Below are 23798 nucleotides of genomic sequence, written 5' to 3'. Positions count from 1 at the left end.
CATTCCCCTGCGCCGCCGCTGTTCCTGTCCGTACGGGTGGTGGCACCAAGTCGCCGGATGCAGGTAGGAGTTGCTAGGCCTAATACTCGTCCTCGGTGCGTGTGGTGTGCTCAGGGGCTGGCCTGACGCCGTACATTTACCGGCACTCGATCCGGTATGTGTACTTGGTTGCGAGCGTCAACCGGTTCGGCGGGGCCCGGCCGCGGCCGCAGACTGAGCCGCATCGCCGGACGCCCGTCGTGTGGTCGGGTTGGCGTTATACCTTGCCTGTGGCTTTGAAGCGGAAACCGAAGAGGCCACCCTCTTCGTCGTCGGTGAGGCGGGGGATGCGGATGTATGGCTCGGGGGTGAACCCGCGCTGGGCAGCAGTGCTGAGGGTGTCGGTGTTGAGGGTGACGACGTACTGCATGTGCTCTGCGTCGGTCACTTCGGCCGCGAGCGCGAGCGCACGTGCGACCTGTCGTTCGTCGACACCGTCGTAGAGGTGGCTGTCGTGAACGAGGAAGTCAGGGCCGCGGCCGTGGCGGTGTGAGAGGACGGCCAAGGTGAGGTCGAAGCAGAAGATGACCATGTTGTTGATACCGCGGCTGTCGTCGGCGTCGATCCTTGGCGTGATGCTCAGGCTGCTACGTCCGGCCTCGATCGCCAGGTAGGCCTCACGGCCCTCGCCGTACAGGCGCTGGGCGTACTGGGAGAACAGCAGGATCGCTTCGTCTGTCTGCTGTCGGCGTTCTTGAAGGTCGAGGTCGATGGCCTGTTGCAGTTCAACGCTCTTGGCGGTGATCTGCCGCGCGCTGGCTTCAAGGGCCTGTGCTGCTTCGAAGCGGTGGCGAAGGGCGCCGAGAGCGGCTTCCTCCCGACCCAGGGCTGTCTGCAGGGCAGTCAGCGCTTCCAGTGCTCCACCGTCCGCCAGCTCTCGCAGGAGGCGGGCCTGATCTTCGCCCAGCTCGGCGCGTTCCTGACGCCGGGAGGTCAGGCGCTCGGTGAGTTCTTGGATCTCCTCCTCCAGGAACCTGCGCCGGTTGCGTACGACAGAGTGGTGGAACGCCTTGACGTCCTCGAAGCGACGCCGGACCTGGTCGTTGAGGATGACACCGAGCTCGCGGTAAGCCGGCTCGAGGTAGGACACCTCCACGTCCGTGGTCTCGGTGACCGCACCTTGGAGTTCTTCGAGATTGTGCTGGTCGATCACGTCTTCTTGAGCGAGCTGCTTGATCCGGCGGCTTACCTGGTCTGCCTGCTCCTTAAGGCGCTCATACTCGGGGACAACCTGGAATGCGGCAACCTGCGCCCGAAGCCGTTCGACCTGTGCCTCGGCGAGAGTGATCTGGCCCCTCAGATCGGCTGTAGACCCGACGATCCGCCCCCATACGGGATCGTTGACGGCCTTCCTGAGCTGGTCTCTGGTCGACTTGCGGGCATTGAGCTCGCGGTATCCGTTGACCAGCTGCCAGTCGAGCCCCAAGAGGTAGGCGAGGTTCGACGATGCATCCGCAGCGGCCTGCCGGGAGAACGTCCGGGTCGGCTCGTTGAAGCCGTGAGCGGAGACACGTCGGATAAGGAATGACAGGAGGGTGCGACCGCTCACTCCGGGGTGGTCACCCTGCAGCCCAAAGAGATCCTGCTCAATGATGCGGTTCCACTGCTCAACGGACAGTTCGACGTCTTCGCTGTCGGTGAAGAGCGTGTCTGCTGCCACGCCGGATACGTCCCGGCTCAGCCTCACAACCTTTGGACTGTCTCCGCGCCGTTGTACCTCAAGCGGACTGTTCTGCCTTGGCCAGTCGAGAGAGAGGCTAAAGGCGATGTGGCGCAGGGCCCTGTTCGTAGCCAGCGACTTGGAGGATTGGCCTCCCAGCAGGAAGTGAATGAGTTCGATCACGCTCGACTTGCCAGCACTGTTACGGCTGTCAGTCTCAGCCGAAGACGAGGTGGTGTCAGCGACCAGCAGGTTCAGTCCCGGCGAGAACTCCACCATTTTGAACCGCGCGTCGTCAGCGCTCAGACGGCGCAGCATCCCTACTCCTTGCGACGAGACCGTCCTGATCCAGCTCCACCACGCCCATGGCGAAGAGGACGTCCAGGGCCAGAACGAACCACTCGAACGATACCGGCGAGGTATGGGCCTGGTCAGCGCGCCAGCTCCTCAGCCTCGCCCACGCCTGACTTACGGTCCGCGGTTCGTCGAGCTGGAGGAGAACCTGCGCACCGACGGCGAGTAGGCAGCGGTCAGGAGCGAGCCCCTTCGTCGGAGTGATCATGCAGTCAACCCGATGCCCGGCTGCCAGCCAGCGGGCGGCGTCTCGAAGATGTCGCATCGTTCGAAGAAGTGTGCCAGGACAACAAGGGCGGCTCGCAGAACCTTCGGTCGCGGCTGGGCGTTCCCCAGGAAGTACATCTTGAGCTGCCAAAGCACGTCGTCGGCTTCACTGTAGTCGCGACGCACCTGCTGGTAGTAAAGGCGAAAGCCCTCCGCGACCTCATCGTGCTCCAGCTCGCTACGGGTCCCGGCGTAGAACGCATCCACCAGATAGCTCTGACGCATACCCCGGAGGAGGTCCTCCCGGTCCGCTCCTTCAATCCGGTTGAAGTCCAGCTTCTCCACCGGCACGTCAGGCAGCGACATCAGGGGGTTGGACTCGGCACGGATGTCCTGCAGCTGCTTCAGTAAGGGTGCCAAGTCCTCCATCCCGATTCCAAAAGTCGTGTCCTTGATAGGAATTTCGCACCGGAGCACATCCTCCGCAGCCATCTGCGGAAGCTGCATGCACTCCTGCCAAAGGCGCCGACTGCCCATCTGTTCGAACAGTAGCGAGGGCATGCTGTCACGCGCCTCGGCCAACAAAGACGCTACGACAGGGTGCACACCGCGCCGATCATTGTGCACGAAGACGAAGGTGTCGAACTCGCCGCTGCGCTTCTCAACCGCCCCCGAGAGATCCTTGGTGAGCTTCTTCTTGATTTCATACGGATCGACCGTCTGGGGGCCGTAGCAGGCGTACAGCCTGCGGGAATGCAGGCTGAGGCCGTCCGCTGACATGTCACCGAGGCGTCCTGCGGTGCGTACGTCGATGAAGTCGGTATATCGCGAACACATCAGGCGGTGAAAGAAGTCTTCGAACTCATTCTCGTAGAGCTCGGCCATCAGCCCCAAGAACTTGACGTGTGCATACATCCGCTGCTCAAACCGCATGAACCCCCCTCGTAAACAGGGCTGTAGCGTAGCTGTGTGTAACCAGACTTAACACCCCTGGATCAGAGCCTGCGGCTATTCGTGCCCACTGCACGCCCATCGTTCGCAGCGCATCCAGCTGCTCCGCCGTGAGCTTGTCGCGCCTCGACTTCGTGTTTGAGACCCACACGCCCAGTTTCACGATCACCGGCTCCGCCTCGCCGTCGACCGCGATCGGCTCACCGCGGCCGCGCGGCACCGACCGCCCGAGCTTCCCGCTCCACCACTGCGTCAGAGCCGCAAGACCCCGCTGGAACGTCTGGTGCGCCTTGCCCGACCGGTTTGCCGCACCGGCCCCGGGGCCGGAGGCGGAGCCGCAGGGACCCTGCCCGGCATATGGGGCGGGGGCGCTGGCACCCCACAGGGGGCCCTGGCAAGGACGCGAGGAGCACTTCATGGCCTGGGTCTACAAGCAGCACACCCCCGCCCTCGAGCAGGGCTGGCGATACGCCCGGCTCCGCAACCTGTCGAAGCGGCTCATGGAGGCCAAGGTGCCGGCCTGCAGCGAATGCGACGGCGGCATGATCACTGTCCGGGATACAGACGGCAATGAGCCCACTGTCGGCTACCTCGCCTGCGGCGGGTACGGGGAGACAGGTACTCGCCGACAATGTAGACGACGTGGAACCCAGCGAACGGTAAGACGCTGACCTCGGATATGCCCCTCAACCTGATGGAACTCGCCGCACCGTGGCGCGCGGTCCGACACGATCTCCACTATGAACTTAGAGCCGCTTGCTGCAGTCAGCGCCGGTGATGCTGCCGCCGTCAGTTCACTCGCAGTCGCCTTCGCTGTCCTCGTCTGCGCCGCTCTCGCCATCACCCGCACCCGCGCCAAGCCGCCCTCAGGCGGCGGACACGGACAGCAGCAGCACACCAAAAAACAGCGCCGTCTCGCGGTCATCGCCGGCCTGGCCGGCGCCACGGCCTTCGTCCTCCTTTTCTGGCGAGGCCCCTGGTGGTTCGACGGTCTGCACATCCGCAAGACCCAACTCGACTCCGCCGACGGCGTCGTTATCACCGGCTTCCGCACCGGCCTCGTAGCCCTGGCCGCCGGTCTCATCGCCGCCGTTGGCCTCTACTACACCCGCGAAAAGCACCGCCTCGAACGCGACGAGTTCCAGCACGCCCAAGTACTGTTCCGCGAGAGCCAGAAACAGTTCGAGACCACGATCACGGCTGCTCAGGAACGCGACGAGAGGCAGGCCGACCTCGCTCGGGAAGAGCAAGTCACCGGCCGCTACGTTGAAGCGATCAAACTCCTTACTTCTACGCAAATCCATGGACGCCTGGGTGGGATATACGGTCTGGAACGCATCATGATCGACTCTAGTCGGGACCGCGGTGCCGTCCTCGAGGTCCTCGCCGCCTATGTGCGCGACAGCCTCAAACCGTTCGACGATCCTTTTGCGCATCCAGAACGCGACTCGATCGAAAACGCCGCAGGAAGCGGCGCCGACGACCCCGAAGTCGATCTGCCAGCCCCGAAACCGCTGCCCGAAGACATCCGAGCAACCCTCGAAGTACTGGGCCGAAACTGGACGCCCGGTAGCCAGCTGACGGACCTACGAGCCATCCGGCCCCACAACTTCGACTTCAGCGGCGCCAACTTCACAGGCGTCCTGATGAGCAAGGTCTACTTCGGATACGCCTGGCTCTCGCGAACGTCGTTCAGCTACGCCGTCCTGGACAACGCTGTCCTCAGAAGTGCAGACATATCCAGAGCCGACCTAGGACACGCTTCCTTGGTGCAGGCGCTCGTCTCAAGGGCCACCTTGGAACGAACCAACCTCGCCTATGCGAATCTCACTAACGCAGACCTGGCCCAAGCCAACCTGGGCCGAGCGATCCTGGCCAAAGCCAACCTCGAAGACGCAGACTTGCACGAGGCGAACCTGGCCCGCGCCGATCTTTCCAACGCCCGACTCTCAGGGGCGCTGCTCACCGGGTCCGACCTCGCATTTGCCGAACTCGACGGAACCGACCTCGTGTTCGCGGCAGGACTCGAGCCAACACAAGTCTGCCGGGCCAAGGTATACGCTTCCACGCTTCTGCCTCCTGAACTAGCTGTCGATCCACAGGTACAGGACTGCATCCGGCGATGCGAAGAAGCCCGAACCGCAGCCCAGCGTCAGCGAGCGAGTGAAGTCGGCTGAGCCCAGCGCAAACCAACACCGCGACAACCCAGGCACGAGGCCTATGGGAGTGCTCAGCCGGCCGGCCGGTTGATCTGCGAGACGTACACCCGCAAGTACTGGAAGTCGATCTGCCACGCCAGCATCCACCGCGGCGCCCAGTGCACCCGCACCGTCGTCACCCACGACGATCCCGTACAGCCGCCCGAGCGGCCCCGTCCTGCTCTTCCGCGACGAGGTGACCGGCCCGCCTGGCAGTCGCCCTACGGGCCTCCGCGGCCGCGGCGTTACTGATCTTGTCGGGGTGTTGTCGTAGTGGGTGATGGGTGGTGATCCCAGCGGTAGGCCGGTGGTATGCGGTACGCATAGGGCGGCGGGCTGACCGCCGAACGGCAGCGCTTTCGTGAACGGATCCGGCTCGAGGCCGGTGAGCGGTTCACGCGGGGCGAGAAGAACTGCGGTGATCGCGAAGCACCTGCGGGTGAGCGTGCGCTCGGTGGAGCGCTGGCGGCAGGCCTGACGCCAGGGCGGAACCGCCGCCGCTGGCCTCCGCTGGACCGCTGAAGCTGCCCAAGCTGAGCGACGACCGGTTCGCCGGCGAACCGGCTGCCGCGGCCGCTCTCAACTACGTCCTGTCTCGCGCGCCCTCCGCGATGTCTCCGCCCGTACGGACGACGTCGCGGAGTTGATCCCTGCCGACTCGCCACGCTCGCCCACAGCGGCTTCCAGGCCCTCGATGAACCTAGGTGCGCGCGGGGGGCCGCCAGCCGGTCTTCGACGTCCGCACCGCCCGGCCCCCGCTGCCGGAACGCTCGCCGCGGATCCCGCGCTCGCTGCGCTGTGCTGCGGCTCTTCCTGTCTTCCCGGACTTGCTTGCGGCCGACGGGCCCTTGGGGCCACCGGGGGATAGGCGCGGTTCATGGGGTCGGCTTCTTGTGCCGTCTGAGTAGCTCCGAGAAGAAGTCGGTAACGATCTGTTCGCTTTGGGGCTGGGTGAGTTCCCACCCGCCGAAGCGGTAGATTTCGTAGCCGGCCAGGCGAAGTCGGCGGTCTTCGGCGACCATCTCCGAGTACAGCTGTGGGGCTGCGATGTGGGTGATCCGGCCGTTTTCGTCGGACGGGCTCTTGCGGCTGTAGTGGTGGACGCCGTCGATCTCGATGACGATGCGGGCGCGGTCCGGGGTCAGGAGGAGGAAGTCCATGCGCTGGCGATGAAGCGCACCGGACTGCTTGCCGCTCCTGCGGGTGTACGGGTCGTAGTGGAGGTAGACCTGGGGGATCAGGGCCGGTAGCTCGAAGCCCTCAGGCTCGGCGTAGCGGGCGCAGTAGGTGTGCAGCACCAGCTGCTCGGGGAGCGAGTCCAGCGATCCGTACAGGCGCCGGTAGAGGGCGTCGGCCGCGGTCTTCTCGTCCGCCTCGGGCTGGTGGTGTGCAGTCCACCACGCGACCATCTGACGCCAGGTGAGCCCGTGCGGTGGAAGAGCATCGGAGTACACCAGGCAGTTCTCGGCATTGCGGACGATTTCGACGTCATTGTTCACCGCGTCGCGCAGCACGATCTCCGGCTTGGCTCCCACGGCAGCGAAGATCAGGTTCTTGAAGCTGCCCGTCGGACCTTTCTTGAACCGGCTTTCATACTCCAGTTCTTCCAGTTCATCCAAGGCGTCGCGGGTGGGGCCGAGGATGCCTTCAACGCACTCCCGGCGGGCCTGCCAGCCGCCCCCGCCGGACATGTCGTTCCTTCGCCAGTAGGTGCCGAAGCCGTGTGGGCCATCGAAGGTGCGAAACGGCCACTGCGGCCGATCCAGGGCGAGCCGATCAAGGACGGCGCTGTGGGCCTTGATGACGAGCACGACGGATTCATCGTTCAGGCGCATGCCTTTGCCGTCGGTGCCGTAGCTGACGAAGTCCTCATACAAGAGCTTCGTCAGGGCGATCGCTGCCTCCAGATCCGGGCGGTTGGGCAGGCGGCCGAAGCGCAGTGACTCGATCAAGGAGACATCGAGGATCCATTCCTGTGCCCAGTGATTGCCGCTACTGAAGACTTCGTACGGGTCCAAGATGCTGCCCCCCATCGCGTCGTCTGCACATCGTCTGTTGCCGAGGCCTCTGGCCGCCAGACCGGCGGGCGACAACGTCGCGGCCGTATCCAGGGATCCCGTCTCGCCTCCGTGGGCGCGGCCTGCCAAGTGCAGGTTGTGGCCCGCGTGCTGGCCCCCTCGCCTGGGTTGGCACACGGGCGCCTGCGCGGTTCAGGGGGTGCGTTGTTGGAGGGGTTGAGTGCGCAGGGTCGGGAGCCATTGGGTGGGGAGGGCGCCTTCGGCGCGGAAGAGGGTGGCGAGTTCGGGTACGGAGAGGTTGGCGAGGTCGATGGCGCGGGCGGCGTTCCAGGCCCTGATGATTTTGTCGAACAGGGTGAGTGCGTCGTTGGGGTGGACGAGGTAGACGTGTGGTTCGGCGAGGGCGCGGGCGCTGGGGTGGACGCGGCTTTTGGGTGTGACGAGTAGGCATACCGAGTCGCTGGGGGCGGGCGCGCTGCGCTCGGTGGCGGTGAATCGTAGATGGGCGCCGGCCTGACGGGCGTTGTCGGCGCCGACCTGCCCGGTGGGGCTGGCTTCGCTTTTGGCTTCCCAGATCACCCATTGGGCGTCGCCGAAGATCCATACGGCGTCGGGTGCTGCCGCGGTGTCATCGTCGTTGTTGCCGTAACTGGGCTGGGCCCCGGCGAATGTGCCGAGCTGGACCAGTCCGGCCTCGTAGGCGGTGTATTCCGTGCCCTGGAGTCCGGCCCGGGTTTTGAGCACGGCGTCGCTGAAGACTTGCGGGGCCGCGAGATCGGTCGCCCCGAGCACCGCCTGCATCGCCGCGACGTCGACGTCTTCCAGGTCGGGCAGCTGTGGAGCCGACGACTTCTCGCTGGGCGCGGCCAGGTGGGACAGCCAGGTGGTGCCCTGGCTGTTGCGCCGGGCGGTCAGGTAGTAGGTGTCGGCGGCGGCTTTGAGGGCGGCGTCCTGGTTCTGCTCGGAAAGCCGGTGGGCGATGCTGAACGCAAGGTAGTTCCAGAGTGCGGCGTAGCGGGTGGGTGTCCGTGCTCCGCGCAGTCTGTCGAGGACGTTGCGGATGTTGTCCAGCGCCCAGGTCCACTCGCCTGCCCAGATGGCTTCCCACGCGGCGACCTCGGCGCGCACGGCCCGCTGCAGCTCGTGGGAACTCGGTGCGTCTACGCGCTCGTAGGTTTCGCGTGCGGCGACGATGTCGGCATCGACCTCGGTCCACTCCGCGCCGTGTTCCAGGAAGGCATCGAGGTTCTCAAGCATCTCGGCAGAGGTGCTCTCCAGGCTGTGGGCCAGGCCGAATTCGAGCTCGGCGTGGATTTCGGGGTGCATGGCGGCCTGCACGTCGCGTCCGGACAGGTACGAGCTCAGGTCGGAGCCGAGGACCAGGACCGCGGCGAAGTCGCGAGTGTTGCGGGTAGCGCGTCCCGAGCCCTGCATGATGCGTGCGCGGATGCGTTCGTGGAGGACCTCGACGGCGCCCAGCGATTCGTGCAGGAAGCGTTCTTGGAGGTCGCCGCGGGCGGGCAGGCCGGCGAGGACGACCAGTCGGCAGTCGTCGTCGGGGAGGTCGATGCCGTCGTAGCGGTTGTTGAGTACGAGGGCCGCGGAGGACTGGGCGGTGAACGCGTTCAGGTCGTCCTCCACGTCCGCGGCGTGCAGGACGCGGTGGTGCTTGGGCAAAGCGAGCTCGGTCACCTTGTCGGCGGTGCGGCCATCGGGCGTCAGCACCACGGCTCGGCCGGTCTTGGCGACGATGCCGGCGACGTAGGGAGCGAGGTGCTCTTCGCTCTTCGACAAGTCGGTGGTCAACTCGGGGAAGAGGAAGAACCGCCGTCCGGTGCCTTGCTTCTCCCAGCCACGGGGGATCGGGATGCGTTTGATGGCGCGTCGTCCGAAGCTGCGCTCCAGCTCGCCGCCGGCGCCGAGTGTCGCGCTCATGTAGATACGGCGGGCGGGGTCGCTGAAGGGAGCATGCTGGAAGGTCGGTGCGATCAACGGTCTGATTAGAATCCGGCGGTGGGAGAAGTACACCAGGCAGCGGTCGAGGTGTCCCTGCACGAACTTCCAGGTCTCGCGTCCGGACCTGTGGATCTTCTGGGTGGCCGCGGCGGCCGCCAAGACCTCCTCCAGCTTCGCCATGTGGGCGGCGACGCCGATGGGTGAGGCGAGATGGACGGTGGCCTGGTACTGGCCGTCCGCCCTCGGGGTCTGCAGTCGCCGTACGACCAGCGGGTCGAGTGCGGGGGCAAGGGCCGACAGTACGTCGAGGTACGCGCTCTCCTCGTGGTCGCGGGAGATGTCCAGGCTCCAAGGGCTGGCAACGTAGCCTTCCGCAGCGTGAGCGTCGTCCAAGACCAGCATGTCGGCGTTGTTCAGCGCCGGGTTGGAGTTGAAGACGTGGCTGTAGACGCTGACTGCGATGGCATCCGCGGAGTTGTAGCGGGCACGGTCAGCCGGGCTCCACGAGCTGACCTTGTTGACCAACAGGACGTTCGGGATGCCATAGTCGTCGAGTTTCGCTGAAGTCTGCCGCGCGAGCTGGCGAGTTGGACATACATAGGCGACCCGCTCACCGAACCGACGCCGCTGATACTCGCCAATGAGACCACCAACGAGTGTCTTCCCCGCGCCAGTTGGCAGTTCGATCGCTACGTCCGGGTCATCTGGGTAGTCGCCATGCCATGAGCGTAGGACGTCGGACTGATGGCCCCATACGGCGTCGGGCCCGCTATTCGTCAATGCCAGCAGGCGATACAGCTGTTCCGGATCGTCCGGGACACGCTCGGCACCCGACCGCCGTTTGAAAGCCACGACTACTCCTCACTCTAACTTCCAGCCAACCAGCGGAGGGAACGAGCCCGATACAAAGGGATGTTCGTTCCCCCAGCTACATCTGAGTCTTGCACCCGGTCAAGGATCACACTGAGCCTTTCCCATCATCGGTCTGAGCTGGCCAGATGCAGGGTCAGGACGGCTTGGACCAAGCTTGTGATGCGGGTAGTCGAGCACCGCAGCTTGCGGAGGAGTCGCCAGGACTTGAGGGTGGCGACGGCTTGCTCGACGAGGGCCCTGATCTTGGCGTGGGATCGGTTGACAGCCTTCTGACCGTCGGAGAGCGTCTCCCAGCGTCCCCAGGTGCGGGATGCGGACCGTGCCTCCGGCACCTCGGATCCCTTGTCCGCCCAGCACTTGATGTTGGTGTTCGTGAGCACGCGGACGATGCAGTGTTCGCGGGCGGCCCGGACGTTGTGGACGGCGCCGGGAAGAGCCGGTGATGCCCATAGCAGCCGGCCGGACGGGTCGGCCAGGATCTGCAGGTTCATCCCGTGCTTCTTGTGCTTTCCAGAGTAGAAGGGGCGGTCAGCAGCGATCCGGTCGATGGGCAGCAGCGTGCCGTCCAGCAGCACGAACGCCTTCGTGGACGCCGTACGGGCGGCCTCCTTGAGGGTCGGGGCGAGTGCGGCCAGGAGGTCGACGGCTTCGGTGACGTATCGGTAGGCGGTCGCGGTGCCAACGCCGAACCCGGCCGCGAGCTGGGCGTAGGGGTGGCCGTTGCGGAGGTGGGCGAGTGTGAGCAGGGCCTGCCGGCTTGGGGTCAGGCGCCTCCACAGGCTGCCGAGCTCTCGGCGGCGTTGACGGAGCTTGGCGGCCAGGAAGCGCAGGACAGAGTTGGACACGTCGACGCAGACGGGTAGACAAGCACACGAAGCCTCTGGTGGAGAAGGAACTTTTGGTCGAAAACCCATCTACCAGGGGCTTCACCTGTCTCTTGGTCCAACTGGCCACCGGACCACACGAATGGAGAACGCCCAATGCTCGATGCACATATGAATGAGGAAGGCAGGCGTGACAAAGGGGCCGTGCCGAACAACATGTTCGTATCCGGGCTCACGGTGCTCGTGCTCAATCTGCTGGTCTGGGGCGGAGCTGTCTCTTCGTGTTCGGGTGGGAGTTCGCAGGAGCGGCCACGAACTGCGGTCCGCGCATCGGTGTCCCGTGTCCCCCCCGGTACCGGCTACGCGATTGCGGCGCCGTGGGTGGCGGGTCTCGCGACGCTGGCACTGCTCATCCATGCTTGGCAGGAGGGCGTCCGCGGGCCCCTGCCGGCCGCTGCGGCGCCTTTCGTTCTGGGTGCGGCCCTCGGAGCCCCCTTTCTATGGTCCGCGGCGTTCGTCGCCGACACAAGCCAGAGCCGGGTGGCCATGGCCGTCATCGGCCTGCTGAGCACCCTGCTGCTCGGCGCGCTGTACGGACGATGGCTGTTCCGCAGATGGGGTGCGGCCTTGTTGCTGTGGTGCGTGCGGCTCGACCGCAGCGGCATGGTGGTGGCATCTGGACCCGAGCAGGTGCGCGCCCGTAACGTCCTTCTCGCCCTGAGCCTGACGGGCACGGTACTCGGCTGCTGCGCTGGGGCGGCCCTGCTCTGACACGCAGATCCTCTGCCTGTGTCCGACCGGCTCAGACAGAAGTTGGAAAGCGCTCACTGCCCCGGCGCACGGATTGCTGCAGCTTCTGCCCTACCTGACCGGTCAGTCTGCGCACACGGACAGGCTTGGCCACCGCACATCCCACCGCCATGACCGCCGACCCGATGAACTACGCGGTCACAGCACTAGTAGTACTCCGTTAGGTCTGTCTTGATCTAGGTGTTCTGGGGAGTGGCTGATGGCAGGTGCTGCAGGTGCCGGTCCAGCACCTCAGGGTGTTCTGGAGGGCGTCGAGGATCTGATAGAGGGTGAGGTCGGCCCCGGGGCTTTTGGGGACAGGCGCTGTTCGGTGAGGAAGGCGTGGGCGGCGCTGACGAGGGTGATGTGGTGGTGCCAGCCGGTCCAGGAGCGGCCTTCGAAGTGGTCCAGTCCCAGGCCGTGTTTGAGTTCGCGGTAATCGTGCTCGATACGCCAGCGGATCTTGGCCAGGCGCACCAGGTGGCGCAGGCCGGTGTCGGCGGGCAGGTTGGTGAACCGGGGAGCGGACACATTCCAGCCAGACGCATCCCAGCGGGTGCAAAAGGTGCCGAAGCGCACAGCGGCGGTGTTGGAGTCCCCCTTCGGCCCCGGGTCAGCCGGTCTTCCAGACCCTGGACGTCGTCGTTCATCGGGTAGGGATAGCCGGTCCCGTCGCTGCGGTCCTTGCTGTTGTTCGTGACGAAGTGGACGTTCTCATCCGGATTCTGCTCGAGGAACTCCAGGGCGGAGAATCAGATCGCCGCATCACGACCGGCCTCGGAGCGGTCTTTGCCGCGTTTCCGTCGGCGGCAGGGCCATCGCCTCCCGCTGGAACGCCTTGCGGATGGCTCCGTCACTGGTCTCGATCAGCTCGAAGGTCTCTCCGTAGACCTTTCGCCAGTGATCCAGCAAACGCCCCAGGTCCAGCGGCTCCATCGAGCTTTTCAGCTCCCAGGGGAGGGTGTCCTGAAGCCTTTCCAGGGTGTTCAGGACCGCCGGCGCCCGTTGCGTAGGCCGACCACGGGCGCGCTCCTTGCTACTGGTCCTCGTCCACGAGCCGGCGCAGATCTACGTCTCCGTTGTCGTCGACGACTCCGCCGTCTCGCAGGGTGCGGGCGATGAGGAGCGCTTTGTAGTCGTCTTCTGAGAGGTCGTCGCAGGCTGCGGGACGGTTCGTGACGGTGGATGCTTCGACAATCGCCTTCTTGCAGTCGGCTTGTACCTCGGCGTCCGACTTGCCGCAGGCGGTGAGGGCCGCGAGTAGAGCGGCGGCGATGGAGATAGCAGTGCGAGTGCGCATGGTTCCCCCGGATGGTGTGGGGGATCAGTGTGGCGCGCGTGGCGGCAACGTGAAGGTGTGTTGGCCGGCTTGTGACATGCGTAAGCCCCGCGCGTTGGCGGGGCTTACGCATATGTCTGGGGTACAGGTTGAGGGCACAGGTGTTCACCGGGAACGTGACACTGCTCTGACCTGAGCGTCAAGCGGCGAGGCGTGCGGCGCGGCGGACCCTGCCGGGAACTGCTCCACGGCCGCATGTGCGGCACGTGGCTCGGCATCCAACGGGGCCGCGCCGTCCGCGTCGCCACGCGTTTCGGGGCGGGGGACGCCAGGAGCCAGCGGTGGAGCCCATCGGTGGCCCACCCTGAACCGCTCCGGGTCTGATGGAGACTCCGGACTGTCCCGGAGTGGTTCACTACGAATCGGATCTCAGTGGACGTGCTGACCCAGGGTGTAGCGCAGCACGTTGGGTATCCAGACCGTGCCGTCCCTTCGGACGTAAGGCCTGAGGATCTCGGTGAGTTCCTCGGTGACGAGATCCTCCCCAGAATGCCCCATGGCTGGATGGAACAGTTCGATGGACAACAGGCCGCGCACCGCGGCGTCGAGTTCGGCGTAGCCGAAGGGACAAGCTATCCGCCCACCACCGACGGGACGCAGCCCGGCCTCAGCGATCGCCTGGTCCGCGTCGTGGCGGAACGCTTGGAGGAAGCTGCGCGTGTGGGGTGCGGCGAGCCGCTCGGCGAGTGTCAGGGGGTCCGCGCTTGCACACCGCTCTCTTGGCCCCCAAGTGGCGACGGCCACCGTGCCGCCCGGCTTGGTCAGCCCCGCCGCATGATCGACGAGCCGGTTCAGCTGGTCGGGCGACATAGGGCGGCGCAACGGTTCGAACACGGTGATGAACGCGTAGGGCGGGCACAGGACATCGCCATCGTCTATGCGCTCGGCGAGGCAGCGCAGGCCCGGCGCCCCCCACGGCTCGTGCAGACGCTCGAGCGCCAGTGCACGGAACGCAGCTCTCGGTTCGACTCCTGCCACCTCGGCGCCCCGCGCAGCGGCCATCAGCAAGCCCAGTCCGGATCCGCAGCCCAGTTCGAGGAGACGAGTGTCAGAACCCACGCCAAGCCGTTCGTACACGGCCTCGTACAGCGGGACAAGCATCCGCTCCTGAAGTTCCGCCCAATCACGTGTTCGCTGCGCCGTCGGCGGCCGGGGCGGCGGGGATGCGGCACGTTGGCTTTTCAGCAGGACGGACCCGGGCACGACGGATTCATCCGGGAGAAAAGCGGAGGCAGCGCGCGAAGCACCCCTGCTACGACGTGCGGGTGCAGCGCCCCGGGCCGGCGTCTGTGTCTGGTCGACAGACACCTGCTCTACACGATCACTGAGCCATGCCGTGAAGCGGGCAAGTCCACCAGCAGGATCGAAGTCGGCGTCAGACGCGCGGTCTGCTTCGTCCCCTATCGCCTGGTAGAGGCGATGGAGCGCGGCCTCGGTCCGGCCCTGACGGGAGTCGTCGTCATGCATGACCCGTTTCGCCTTCCTGGTCGTCAGCTCCGAACGGCAGGTACGCTCCTGCCTCGCGTCTGAGCGTGCGGCGCGCGGCCGACACGTGGGTGCTGACCGTCTTTTCGTGCATGTCCAGCATCGCTGCGATCTCGTGATTCTTGTACCCGCACCTCCAGCGCAGCACGGCGACCAGGTGCTGTCGCGGTGGCATGCTTGCGATTACCTTCCAGCAATGGGCCAGCGCTGCCTCCGTGAGAGCTTCGTGCGCCGTGTCAGCCGCAGGCCTTTGGTAGTGGTGGCGGTGAACGTCGGCCTGCTTGCGGCGTGCCGTTTCATTGCGCCGGAAGCAGCCAATCGCAATGTACGCCGCTGTCCGGCACAGCCACGCCACCTGCCCTTCCTCGTCACGCAGGCGCAGCGCCCCCCACTCCCCAGCCGCTGCGTGGAATGCTTCCTGCACCACATCCTCGGTGAGCTCCCGGTCCCCTTGCGCCAGAAAGAACACATGCCGGTGGATGCGCTGGGCGCTCCGCACGTAGCACGCCTCCAGTTCGGTGCGCCAAGAGGAGGGAATGGGTGCTGTCACTCTCCACCCCCCGGCGGTACGCGACGTGGCCCCTCACCGTCGTTCTGCTCCGTCGCCCCCTGGCCGCCTACCCGGAGCCACATCTCCGGCCCTCCCGGCCCTTCCTTCTGCGCGACGACCGTGCCCCCAGGGGCCTCACGGAGGACAGCGATCAAGGTCTTTCGCCGAGCTCGTTCGGCGCACAAGCAGTACATCGAGAAAGTGATCCCACCAACAGCCAGCACGCCAAGGCCGATCCACGGGCCGTGCGCCAGAGCAACCCCCAGCAGTGCGGCTGCGCCCGCACGCCAAGCTACCGACATTCTCATGCCTTGTAGTCGTGTCAGGGCGTGAAAGCCCTTAGCTTGTCCTGACGTTTTAGACGCCATTCGTTTGGTGTGATCTTGCGGCAGTCTGGGTGGTGACTGCTTCTCTTGTTGAGCGGGTGGCGCCGGACAGCTTCTGGGAGTTGTTCGAGCGCGTGATGCCTCCGGCGCCGGAATGCCGCAGGGTGGTCGGCCGCAGCGCGGGAACCGTGAGGTGCTGGCCGCGATCACCTTCGTGGTCACCTCGGGTTGCTCCTGGAACCAACTGCCGCGCGTCTTCGGCATGTCGGGTGTAGCCGTGTTCCGCCGGTTCACCGAGTGGTCGCGGGTGTGGGCCAAGCTCCCCGCCTGGTCCTCGATGAGCTCGGCTCCCGCGGTGAGCTGGGCTGGTCGCGGTGCGCGATCGACTCCGTCAGTGTTCGCGCCCTTAAAGGGGGCAGCTGACGGGACTGGATCCGACCGACCGTGGCAAGGGCGGAGCGAAAATCCGCCTCATCGTCGACCGCCACGGCCTGGCGGCGGGCGCGGTCAGTCGTGCTCTGTTATGAAGGCCGCGAGCATGGGATCACGCAGCATGGTCTGACCCAGCTCACCAGCGACCGGTGCCATGGGCTGCGGCAGCGTAGTCAGGGGGGCGTCCCCACGCGCGCGTGCCTGTCTCGTGTGCCCCATGCGTTACCGGTCTTTTGTATGGGACGGCCAGAGGACCCCGATGATGGTGAGTTGACGGCATTGTTGGTCATAGGGCTCGGACGGGCCAGGGTGGTCGCCGCTGGCCGATGCTGGGACCGGGCCGGCCTCGTCCTTCCGCCAGTTCGCGGGTGGGGGGCATTGCTCCGGTCGCGGGTCGGACCATCCTGGTCACCCGTCGCGAACTCGCTTACTGGCAGGGGCATTCGGCGGATGGCCTGGCCGGATTCGAGCAGCTGCTGGCCGACGCTGTGCGGATTTTCGGCCCCGGTTATTAACGCATTCTGCCCGTGCGTGTCCACCTTGCCGTATGGGGCCCAGGAAGGGCTGCCGCCGATTTGGCCGAGCTGGTCGCCGATCATCTGCGGATGTACGGCCCGGATCGCTCCTTCACGTTGACTATGCGCCGAGGACTCGCAGATTGGCAGCACAAAGCAGGCGACGCGACCGGTGCCCATGGCATCCCGCCGAGTGATGTTCAGTCGAGCTCGTGTGGTTCCGGTCTTGCCGGGGTCTGCCGCTGCGGGGTGGTCTTCTCTGCGAAGAGTTCAGCCGTGGAGCCTCGGCGAGATAGTTCGGCCAGGACCGCGGCGGCGAGCTGGCCGAAGCGGCCGGGTTGGGGAAGCCCCGACCTCGCAGGTGCAATGCTTGAACGGGCTGTTCTGCTTGAGGTGGCCAGAGCGCGAAGGACGGCGTGATCGCGTCGCATCCTGCCCTCATACCTGTGGTGTCGGGGCAACAGGGGCCCGTCCTCACAGTCATCCGCCGTCACCGCTCCCGGTCGCATCAGGAAGGAGCCTGGGCATGCCGTCCGGGACCCTTAACGCGTTGCGCCGAGGCGAGCGTCGGGTGCGACCGTCGCCCAAGGCGACCACGGCCCTGACCACCACCCTGCGACCGGGGCATGCGCGCCGGTACTGCTCGATGCCCGGCCACATTGGCTCTATCCAGTCCCTGGTTTCCCCTGGGTTCAGCAGGTAGAAGCCGTTCATCTCGAACTTGAACGGCCGGGTGTCCAACCCCCAACGATGGCGCCGGTCGAACCACAGATTGGGAAAGTACACACTCACCGGGGTCCGTCCGACGTTCACGACCCGGATGAAGAAGGCCTCGTGGGTATACCGGGGCGGATCAGCGCTCGACTCCGTGCGATTGACGCCAGGGCCCCACAGCGAGACCCCGGTGGCACCTCTGCGGGCCGGAACGTTGCGGATGCTGTAATGCTCGCCGTCTTCCAGGGTCGCCTCGTCATGCACCCCGACGCGGAGATGTACCCGCAGGCGTGGACCGTGCAGGAAGTAGTTGGCGACCTGCCAGCACACCGAAACGACCGAGAAGACCAGCCCAAGGAGCGCGATCACAAAGGTAATCGAGTCAGACTCCCCCATAGACGCAGCGTAGAGCGGCCCTGCCCATAGGGGCAGGGCCCCGGGCCTGGGAATCCGGAGTGAGCCGACGGCGATTGCGTGATCACCGTGGCGGCATGCGCAGCGTGGCGATGCCCTGGGCCAAAGCCCAGCAGAGAAAGCAGCGTCGCGATGTTGACGGTGGCCTGGGAACTGCCCCGCCCTGCTCGGGCCAACGGGACGGACACCCCCCAGGGGGCGCGGACTTGAGAGCTGCTGAATACGTCTTTCGGCGCGTTGTGTTCAAGCAGGTGGAGCGGGAGTCTGCGGACACGGGCCGGGCTGTGCCTGCCCCGCTCGCGAGGGGGGATCCGCCGTGATCTACCGGCTGACCGGGACGGTCGAGGGTTTGCTGGGTGTGGAGTGCCGTGAGGCGCTGGCGGATTCTACGGTGCAGCTGTTCACCCCGGCCCCGGGCGTCCAGGTGCGGTTCGCGCTTCTGTCGAAGGGGCAGGTGCGGGAGCGGCAGGACCGACTGCTGGCATCTGCGGGTCCTCGACGACGCCGGACGCTTCAGCATCGATCTGCCCGACGGTGACACCGGCTATGACGGGGGGCCTGTTGAGGTCGGGTTGCGGGCGATCGTGCCGGAGGACGCGGGGAAGAAGCCCACGGCCGCGGAGTGTGCTCTGCTGACGCTCACTCCCTCCTGGCAGCCGACTGCCGGTAGTGCGGTGGGGGAGTGTGACTGGCAGTACGCCCTGCCCGCCCCCGCCTGGTCCAAGGTACGTGAGCGCCTGGGCGCGTACGTCCCACACCGGCCCAGGTCCAGTGGCTCACCGCCGGCTACGGGCTCGCTCTGGCCCTCGGGCTGGTCACCGGCGGCAGGCTCGGCGACACCTACGGCAGGCGCAGGGTCTTCCTGATAGGCGCCGCCATCTTCACCACGGCCTCCCTGCTGTGCGGTCTCGCCCTGGGGCCCGGCATGCTCATCGGCGCCCGCGTGCTCCAGGGCGTCGGCGCCGCCGTGATGATCCCGCAGGTCCTGGCCACCCTCCACGTCACCTTCGACGGCGAGCACCGCAGCCGCGCCTTCAGCCTCTACGGAGCCGTCCTGACCGTCGGCTCGGTCCTGGGCCCGGTCCTGGGCGGTGTGCTCACCGGCGCCGACCTGTTCGGTCTGGGCTGGCGGACAATCTTCCTGATCAACCTCCCCATCGGCCTCGCCGTACTCCTCGGAGGCTGGAAGTTCATCACCGAGTCGACCGCCCCGAAGGCGGAGCGCCTGGACCTCACGGGCGTACTGCTCTCCGCGCTCACCGTGGTCCTGATCGTCTTCCCGCTCACCGAAGGCCACGCCCACCAGTGGCCGCTGTGGTGCTTCGCCATGCTCGCCGCGGGACTCGTCGTGCTCGGTGTGTTCCTGCGCCAGCAGCAGCGCAGGCAGGACGACGCACCGCTCGTGGTCCTGGCCCTGTTCAGGGAGAAGGAGTTCTCCGGCGGGCTGTCCGCGCAGATGACGTTCGGCCTGCTGTCGGGGATGTTCTTCATCACCTGGACGCTGTTCCTCCAGCGTGGTCTGGGCATGAGCCCACTCCACGCGGCACTGGCCTTCGTCCTGATCACCGTCGGCGAGATGACCGGCGTCCTGATCACCATGAAGACCGCGGGACGCTACGGGCGCCGTTTGCCCCAGGCCGGAGCACTGACCGCGCTCGTCGCGACGGCGGCCTACGGGATCCAGATCAGCAGCGGCCAAGCGGACCTGACTCTCCTCGCGATGGCGCTGCCGTTGCTGCTGCTCGGCCTCGCCTTCGGCACCATCGGAGGACCGCTCGCCGACCTGTCGCTCAGCAAGGTCCCGCACGAGAACGCCGGTTCCGCCTCTGGGCTGTTTAACACCTCGATCCACCTGGGCATGGCCCTGGGCACCGCCCTGACCGCCCTGGTGTTCTTCTCCACCACCGGCGGCTCGTCCGACGCCGCGGTCAACCGCGACGCCTTCACCCACGTCCTGTGGTGGATCGGCGCCGCCTTCGCCACCATGTGGGCACTCATGTTCCTCCTGCCCGCACGAACGAGCAGCCAGACCGGCTGACCCACGGCCCGCTGCGGCGGCACACGGAAGAACGTGCCACCGCAGCGGGCACCCCTCAGAGCACTTCCGACACACGGCCTAGCAGGCCCCGGGATGTCTCGATCGCGATCGGGATCGGGAACTCCTCCGTATCGCCGTACTCAGCGAGCAGATCCAACAGGATCTTGTAGCCAGTGGCGTCATCGGTGATATGCCGCTTGGCCACCAACTGGCCGCTGTCGTCGACCAGGGCGACGTCGTGTGTCTTCTACGCCCAGTCGATGCCGCAGTAGATCAAAATCCTTCCCCTTCCCGTGTTCGGGTGTTCGTACTGGTCACGAGCTCATGCGGAACCACGCAGCGACCTAATCCAAGGACTCGACTCGAGGCCGGTCCGCCACCTCAGCAGCTGTTCGTGGCACCAGCTCACTGCACGGGCCCCGGTCTGCTTTGGAGCTGAAGCGGCTCGGGCATTACGAGGGATCACCATGAAGCAGGCTCGCACCACAGACACCAACGAGTGATCAAGCGGGCGGTGTTGACGACGGTGGCGGTCACGAGAGCGTCGGGCATTACCGCTCTGGATATAGGGATCAGGTCCCCGGACGACTCAAGGCGTCAGCCCGACACTCACGTGACCGCCATCGCGACCAACATCTGCTGCAGAAGCAGCCCGGGCGTACGTCTCTCAGGGCTGTCGTTACCCCCGGATTAGGACGACGCCGACGCTGTGATCACACCAGACACCACAAGATCGTTTCATGGTGCCGATACAACGTCGAGAATGCTCCTATGACTGAAAAGCTGGTGAAGTTTCTCGAGGCGCGGCTCGATGAGGAGGCCGACTTGGCACGACGCTGCGACGGTGACGGATGCGGGGAATGGTCTGCCCACGGACACACGGTCGACTTCTGCCAGGTTGACCTCTCCGGATTCCACCCCACGATTGCTCTGCATGTCGCACTGCACGACCCGGCCCGTGTCCTGCGCGAGGTCGAGGCCAAGCGGCGCATCCTGGCCCGTCACGCCCGCGACCCCTGGCCGTGCCACGACCTACGTGACCTTGCCTCGCCTTACGCCGACCATCCTGACTTCCCCGCACGGGGCTGAAGCGGGGCAGTACACGAGCAGAGGACCCAGCAAGGCCGTGTGCTGGACCGCGCGTCGCCCCTCTGAAGATCGTTTACGGGACAGCCCTTAGCGAGGTGCCGCGAGTACGTCCCGGAGTACGTTCGCGAGCGTGACGCGGGCCAGCTCGTGTCTCAGGGTCTCCTCGATGCCCTCGTAGATGCTCTGCATGGCCGGCTGGATGCCGTGACCCACCACGCATCCCTGGTCCGGGGTGGTGCGGTGCATTGCGAACAGCGGGCCGGGTTCCACTGCCTCGTACACGTCGAGCAGGGTCATCGACTCCAGCTCGCGCGCCAGCGACCAGCCCGCGCCCACGCCCCGCCGGGACTCCACGAGCCCGGCCCTGCGCAGCTCGCCGAGCAGCCGCCTGATCACCACGGGGTTGGTGTTCGCGCTGGTCGCGATCTGCTCGGAGGTGGCGACCTCATGGCCCTGGCGCTGGTAGAGGCCGATCCAGGCCAGCGCGTGGGCGGCGATGGTCAGCCTGCTGTTGGCGCTCATGGTCTCCTCCTCTCGGCCGCAACGCTTCATGTTACGACAGAACAGTCGTAACAGGGATGGTTGCAACAGGATGTCGTAACAATTAACGTTGCGACTGAAGGATCAATCAAAGAGGTGAGAAAAATGAGCAAGCCACTCACGGGCAAGGTCGCCCTGGTCACCGGGGGATCGCGCGGACTGGGAGCCGCGACCGTACGGCTGCTGGCCGAGCAGGGTGCCGACGTCGCCTTCACCTACGTCAGCTCCGAGAAGCAGGCGCAGGCCGTCGTCGACGATGTGCACGGCAAGGGAGCCAAGGCCGTCGCCTTCCAGTCCGACCAAGCGGACACGAGCCGGGCGCCGGCGCTGATCGACGACGTGGTCGCGCACTTCGGCGGCCTGGACATCCTCGTCAACAACGCGGCGATCTCGGTGGAGCAGGGCCGCACGGTGGATGACCCGGACGCCGACACCGCCGCACTGGACCGGATGCACGCCACCAACTACCTCGGCGTGATCGCCGTCATCCGGGCCGCCTCCCGCGTGCTGCGCACGGGCGGCCGCATCATCACGGTGAGTTCCGGACTGGGCTCCCGGGTCGGCGTCCCGGGCGTTGCCGACTACTCGGCGACCAAGTCAGGCATCGAGAGGTACACCATGGGGGTCGCGCGGGACCTCGGGCCCCGCGACATCACGGCCAACGTCGTGGAAGCCGGACTGATGGACAGCGGCATGCAACCGCCGGACCCCGACACCCTCAAGGCCCTGCTCAGCTCGCTGTCCCTGCAACGCATGGGGCAACCCGACGAAATCGCCGCGGCGATCGCTTTCCTGGCGAGCCCCGCCGCGTCGTACGTCACGGGCGCGGTGCTGGACGCCCACGGCGGCTACAACGCCTGAAGCCGAACCCCTCGCGCCCCGAAGGACATCGTGTCTTCGGGGCGCGCACCGTCAACGGCCCGCGTGTGCAAGGACACGCCTCAAGAGGCCCAGATCGTGATCGTGTTACAAGCTCCATGGGCTGTGCCGCATGTTGTCCGGCTCTCTCGAACTACTCCCGCAACTCCCATCCGAGCCCAACACTGCATGGTTATGGATATCTGGGCGAACGTCATCGCCGCCAGCAGCGGTCTGCTTGGCGCGGTTATCGGCATCGCAGGCACGCTTCTCAGCGAACGGTGGCGTGGGCAGGCCGCGGCGCAGACCGAGCGGCACACTGCCGCTCTCCGCCTTCGAGAGGAACGCAAGGACGTTTTGATCCGGTTCTTCGCGCTCGTCCGCGAGGTTGAACGCTTCGCGCAGAGACGCCTTGACGGAGAAGACCTCGATGACGCGCAGGTCGAGGAACACCAGCCGACTTTGGCTACTGCACCTGGAGGTGCACATGATCTGCACCCAGCCCATGGACGAGGCTGCGAACGCTCTCACGGTGCGGATGAGCGCCGCCGCATGGAGATCCACCGGCGAGGCACTCCGCGACTACCTCGGAGATGCTCGGCGGGCGGCCGCTGCCGCCGCACGCGCAGAACTCGGAGTCCCTCCCCTGCCGGATGACGCCAGCCTGCGGATGGCATAACCGATCCCACTGCCCGAGGCCGCATACGTACTCGTGGCCAGGCTGGTCACACGGGGCACCATGGGGTTTCGTACGGATTCCACCTTGCTGAACGATTCGCTGGCGATGAGTGATGAACCGGGCCTGGGCACCGTTTCCTCTGCGTCAACGACGGTGAAGCCTCCGGGGCCTGGCCTGCGCAGCGCCGGCCGCTGGGAACAGCAGGCGTCCGCCACCGAGGCCGAAGAGTGTCCCGAAATGTGTGTGCGGAACGGTGTCACGGGCGGTTGCCGAGCGGCGGTGAAGCTATTCCAGGCCGGTCGCCCATGCCCTCAGCGCGGCGAAGTCGTCGATGGCGAGGCCGCGTCGGGGGTCGATTCGCTGCAGCAGGGCGGGACCATCGTGGTGTTCGTTCACCCAGGTGCGATCGGCTTCTGTGATCTCGTCGTCGATCCAGGCGAACGCACGGCCTTTCGCCCACGCGACGATCTCTGGCGTCTTCCAAAACACACCGCTGCCGGGCTGGACCCGCGGCGAGGACCAGGGAATGAAGGGCAGCTGGGGCAGTCCCAGAACGGGCGCGATGAAAGCGTTGGCTTCTTCCTCCCAGGTGGTCGCCCACACCAGGTCGTAGGGAAGGGCATCCAGGGCCGGGCCGTGATGCGGGTTGAGCCACACCCGTAGCGGCTTCACGGGCTTGCTCGGCAGCCCCCACTCGGTCAGCCGGCGCCGCTCGGCGGCCTCCCAGCGAGGCGTCAGCAGGCGGTGCGTCTGATAGCCCTCGGGTCGGCGGTGTGGCTTCGCGGCATACGGATTGAGTGGTCCGTCCACATCCACCAACAGCACTGGGCGCACCAGCTCATCCCCCTTGGTTCTGCGTCGCACGGTACCGGCCGATGACGAGAGCGCCCAGTGAAATTCCGGCGCGTGGGGATCTTCGTAAGTCCGGGCCCTGGGGCGGTGGGATGGTC

18 protein-coding genes and 5 pseudogenes are annotated in these 23798 nt (G+C 66.2%); 7 read left to right on the top strand and 16 right to left on the bottom strand.

Annotation, left to right across the window (positions count from 1 at the left end; all coding sequences use genetic code 11):
- Positions 1-256: 256 nt before the first annotated feature.
- From ACWGIH_RS40315 to ACWGIH_RS40305, 3 genes are read right to left on the bottom strand one after another with little or no spacing between them, the layout of a single operon-like run.
- Entirely contained in the window at positions 257-2017 is a 1761-nt protein-coding gene (locus ACWGIH_RS40315; protein ID WP_453452133.1) for an ABC-three component system protein, read from the bottom strand.
- Positions 1995-2261: an ABC-three component system middle component 6 gene (locus ACWGIH_RS40310; RefSeq protein WP_453510438.1), complete on the bottom strand. Its 267-nt coding sequence runs from the start codon at positions 2259-2261 to the stop codon at positions 1995-1997. The genes ACWGIH_RS40315 and ACWGIH_RS40310 overlap by 23 nt, the downstream gene beginning before the upstream one ends.
- The gene (locus ACWGIH_RS40305; protein ID WP_453452135.1) at positions 2258-3193 is read right to left on the bottom strand and encodes an ABC-three component system protein; all 936 of its coding nucleotides are present in this window, start codon (positions 3191-3193) and stop codon (positions 2258-2260) included. The genes ACWGIH_RS40310 and ACWGIH_RS40305 overlap by 4 nt, the downstream gene beginning before the upstream one ends.
- A 758-nt stretch (positions 3194-3951) precedes the next feature.
- Between ACWGIH_RS40305 and ACWGIH_RS40300 the strand changes: the two genes are divergently transcribed.
- Complete coding sequence (locus ACWGIH_RS40300; RefSeq protein WP_453452136.1) at positions 3952-5388, top strand: pentapeptide repeat-containing protein; 1437 nt, start codon at positions 3952-3954, stop codon at positions 5386-5388.
- A 357-nt stretch (positions 5389-5745) separates the two neighbouring features.
- A pseudogene (locus tag ACWGIH_RS40295) lies at positions 5746-5884 on the top strand (helix-turn-helix domain-containing protein); the annotation flags it as partial.
- A gap of 400 nt (positions 5885-6284) precedes the next feature.
- Here the strand turns inward: ACWGIH_RS40295 and ACWGIH_RS40290 are convergent.
- The 3 genes from ACWGIH_RS40290 to ACWGIH_RS40280 form a co-directional block, all read right to left on the bottom strand.
- Entirely contained in the window at positions 6285-7427 is a 1143-nt protein-coding gene (locus ACWGIH_RS40290; RefSeq protein ID WP_453452137.1) for a hypothetical protein, read from the bottom strand.
- 192 nt (positions 7428-7619) lie between these two features.
- A complete protein-coding gene (locus ACWGIH_RS40285) occupies positions 7620-10235 on the bottom strand; it encodes a DEAD/DEAH box helicase (protein ID WP_453452138.1) in 2616 nt (871 codons plus the stop codon).
- A 125-nt stretch (positions 10236-10360) separates the two neighbouring features.
- The gene (locus ACWGIH_RS40280) at positions 10361-11170 is read right to left on the bottom strand and encodes a transposase family protein (RefSeq protein WP_453452139.1); all 810 of its coding nucleotides are present in this window, start codon (positions 11168-11170) and stop codon (positions 10361-10363) included.
- A gap of 243 nt (positions 11171-11413) precedes the next feature.
- Here ACWGIH_RS40280 and ACWGIH_RS40275 point away from each other — a divergent pair, with 243 nt between their 5' ends.
- The gene (locus ACWGIH_RS40275; RefSeq protein ID WP_453452140.1) at positions 11414-11851 is read left to right on the top strand and encodes a hypothetical protein; all 438 of its coding nucleotides are present in this window, start codon (positions 11414-11416) and stop codon (positions 11849-11851) included.
- Between the two features lie 270 nt (positions 11852-12121).
- Here the strand turns inward: ACWGIH_RS40275 and ACWGIH_RS40270 are convergent.
- The 5 genes and pseudogenes from ACWGIH_RS40270 to ACWGIH_RS40250 all read right to left on the bottom strand — a co-directional run.
- Positions 12122-12382, bottom strand: a pseudogene (locus tag ACWGIH_RS40270) (transposase); the annotation flags it as partial.
- A 252-nt stretch (positions 12383-12634) separates the two neighbouring features.
- On the bottom strand, positions 12635-12805 hold the full coding sequence (locus tag ACWGIH_RS40265) for a hypothetical protein (RefSeq protein WP_453452141.1): 171 nt from the start codon (positions 12803-12805) through the stop codon (positions 12635-12637).
- Between the two features lie 100 nt (positions 12806-12905).
- Entirely contained in the window at positions 12906-13169 is a 264-nt protein-coding gene (locus ACWGIH_RS40260) for a hypothetical protein (RefSeq protein WP_453452142.1), read from the bottom strand.
- Between the two features lie 408 nt (positions 13170-13577).
- Positions 13578-14675 carry a methyltransferase domain-containing protein gene (locus tag ACWGIH_RS40255; RefSeq protein WP_453452143.1) on the bottom strand — a complete coding sequence of 366 codons (1098 nt, stop codon included), beginning with the start codon at positions 14673-14675 and terminating at the stop codon, positions 13578-13580.
- Positions 14668-15243 (bottom strand): RNA polymerase sigma factor, encoded by a 576-nt coding sequence (locus ACWGIH_RS40250; protein ID WP_453452144.1) that lies wholly within the window; start codon positions 15241-15243, stop codon positions 14668-14670. Before ACWGIH_RS40250 ends, ACWGIH_RS40255 begins: the two co-directional genes overlap by 8 nt.
- A 400-nt stretch (positions 15244-15643) precedes the next feature.
- On the opposite strand from ACWGIH_RS40250, the pseudogene ACWGIH_RS40245 reads away from it, so the two are divergent.
- Positions 15644-16063: pseudogene (locus ACWGIH_RS40245) on the top strand (transposase); the annotation flags it as partial.
- A gap of 933 nt (positions 16064-16996) precedes the next feature.
- Here the strand turns inward: ACWGIH_RS40245 and ACWGIH_RS40240 are convergent.
- Positions 16997-17626, bottom strand: coding sequence for a hypothetical protein (locus ACWGIH_RS40240; protein WP_453452145.1), 630 nt, complete (start codon positions 17624-17626; stop codon positions 16997-16999).
- 784 nt (positions 17627-18410) lie between these two features.
- On the opposite strand from ACWGIH_RS40240, the pseudogene ACWGIH_RS40235 reads away from it, so the two are divergent.
- Positions 18411-19682: pseudogene (locus ACWGIH_RS40235) on the top strand (MFS transporter); the annotation flags it as partial.
- A 79-nt stretch (positions 19683-19761) separates the two neighbouring features.
- Here ACWGIH_RS40235 and ACWGIH_RS40230 read toward each other — a convergent pair.
- A pseudogene (locus ACWGIH_RS40230) lies at positions 19762-19911 on the bottom strand (IS110 family transposase); the annotation flags it as partial.
- 542 nt (positions 19912-20453) lie between these two features.
- Between ACWGIH_RS40230 and ACWGIH_RS40225 the strand changes: the two are divergent.
- Positions 20454-20771: a DUF6221 family protein gene (locus ACWGIH_RS40225; protein ID WP_351172489.1), complete on the top strand. Its 318-nt coding sequence runs from the start codon at positions 20454-20456 to the stop codon at positions 20769-20771.
- 87 nt (positions 20772-20858) lie between these two features.
- Here the strand turns inward: ACWGIH_RS40225 and ACWGIH_RS40220 are convergent, their stop codons facing one another.
- A complete protein-coding gene (locus ACWGIH_RS40220; RefSeq protein WP_033325690.1) occupies positions 20859-21293 on the bottom strand; it encodes an Rrf2 family transcriptional regulator in 435 nt (144 codons plus the stop codon).
- Between the two features lie 123 nt (positions 21294-21416).
- On the opposite strand from ACWGIH_RS40220, the gene ACWGIH_RS40215 reads away from it, so the two are divergent.
- On the top strand, positions 21417-22172 hold the full coding sequence (locus ACWGIH_RS40215; RefSeq protein ID WP_453452281.1) for an SDR family NAD(P)-dependent oxidoreductase: 756 nt from the start codon (positions 21417-21419) through the stop codon (positions 22170-22172).
- A gap of 105 nt (positions 22173-22277) precedes the next feature.
- Here the strand turns inward: ACWGIH_RS40215 and ACWGIH_RS40210 are convergent, their stop codons facing one another.
- A complete protein-coding gene (locus tag ACWGIH_RS40210) occupies positions 22278-22622 on the bottom strand; it encodes a hypothetical protein (RefSeq protein WP_453452282.1) in 345 nt (114 codons plus the stop codon).
- A gap of 511 nt (positions 22623-23133) precedes the next feature.
- A complete protein-coding gene (locus ACWGIH_RS40205; RefSeq protein ID WP_453452306.1) occupies positions 23134-23685 on the bottom strand; it encodes a hypothetical protein in 552 nt (183 codons plus the stop codon).
- Positions 23686-23798: the final 113 nt, after the last annotated feature.

It is taken from the genome of Streptomyces sp. NPDC054872, assembly GCF_053610705.1.
Note: the sequence above shows the minus strand (reverse complement) of the source record. Positions and strands in the feature narration are given on the sequence as shown.

Coding starts and splice junctions, on each gene's coding strand:
- ACWGIH_RS40265 (WP_453452141.1), bottom strand. CDS start 12,805: ATGGAGCCGCTGGACCTGGGGCGTTTGCTGGATCACTGGCGAAAGGTC.
- ACWGIH_RS40240 (WP_453452145.1), bottom strand. CDS start 17,626: ATGGGGGAGTCTGACTCGATTACCTTTGTGATCGCGCTCCTTGGGCTG.
- ACWGIH_RS40215 (WP_453452281.1), top strand. CDS start 21,417: ATGAGCAAGCCACTCACGGGCAAGGTCGCCCTGGTCACCGGGGGATCG.
- ACWGIH_RS40220 (WP_033325690.1), bottom strand. CDS start 21,293: ATGAGCGCCAACAGCAGGCTGACCATCGCCGCCCACGCGCTGGCCTGG.
- ACWGIH_RS40315 (WP_453452133.1), bottom strand. CDS start 2,017: ATGCTGCGCCGTCTGAGCGCTGACGACGCGCGGTTCAAAATGGTGGAG.
- ACWGIH_RS40305 (WP_453452135.1), bottom strand. CDS start 3,193: ATGCGGTTTGAGCAGCGGATGTATGCACACGTCAAGTTCTTGGGGCTG.
- ACWGIH_RS40255 (WP_453452143.1), bottom strand. CDS start 14,675: ATGCATGACGACGACTCCCGTCAGGGCCGGACCGAGGCCGCGCTCCAT.
- ACWGIH_RS40310 (WP_453510438.1), bottom strand. CDS start 2,261: ATGATCACTCCGACGAAGGGGCTCGCTCCTGACCGCTGCCTACTCGCC.
- ACWGIH_RS40225 (WP_351172489.1), top strand. CDS start 20,454: ATGACTGAAAAGCTGGTGAAGTTTCTCGAGGCGCGGCTCGATGAGGAG.
- ACWGIH_RS40300 (WP_453452136.1), top strand. CDS start 3,952: ATGAACTTAGAGCCGCTTGCTGCAGTCAGCGCCGGTGATGCTGCCGCC.
- ACWGIH_RS40260 (WP_453452142.1), bottom strand. CDS start 13,169: ATGCGCACTCGCACTGCTATCTCCATCGCCGCCGCTCTACTCGCGGCC.
- ACWGIH_RS40280 (WP_453452139.1), bottom strand. CDS start 11,170: ATGGGTTTTCGACCAAAAGTTCCTTCTCCACCAGAGGCTTCGTGTGCT.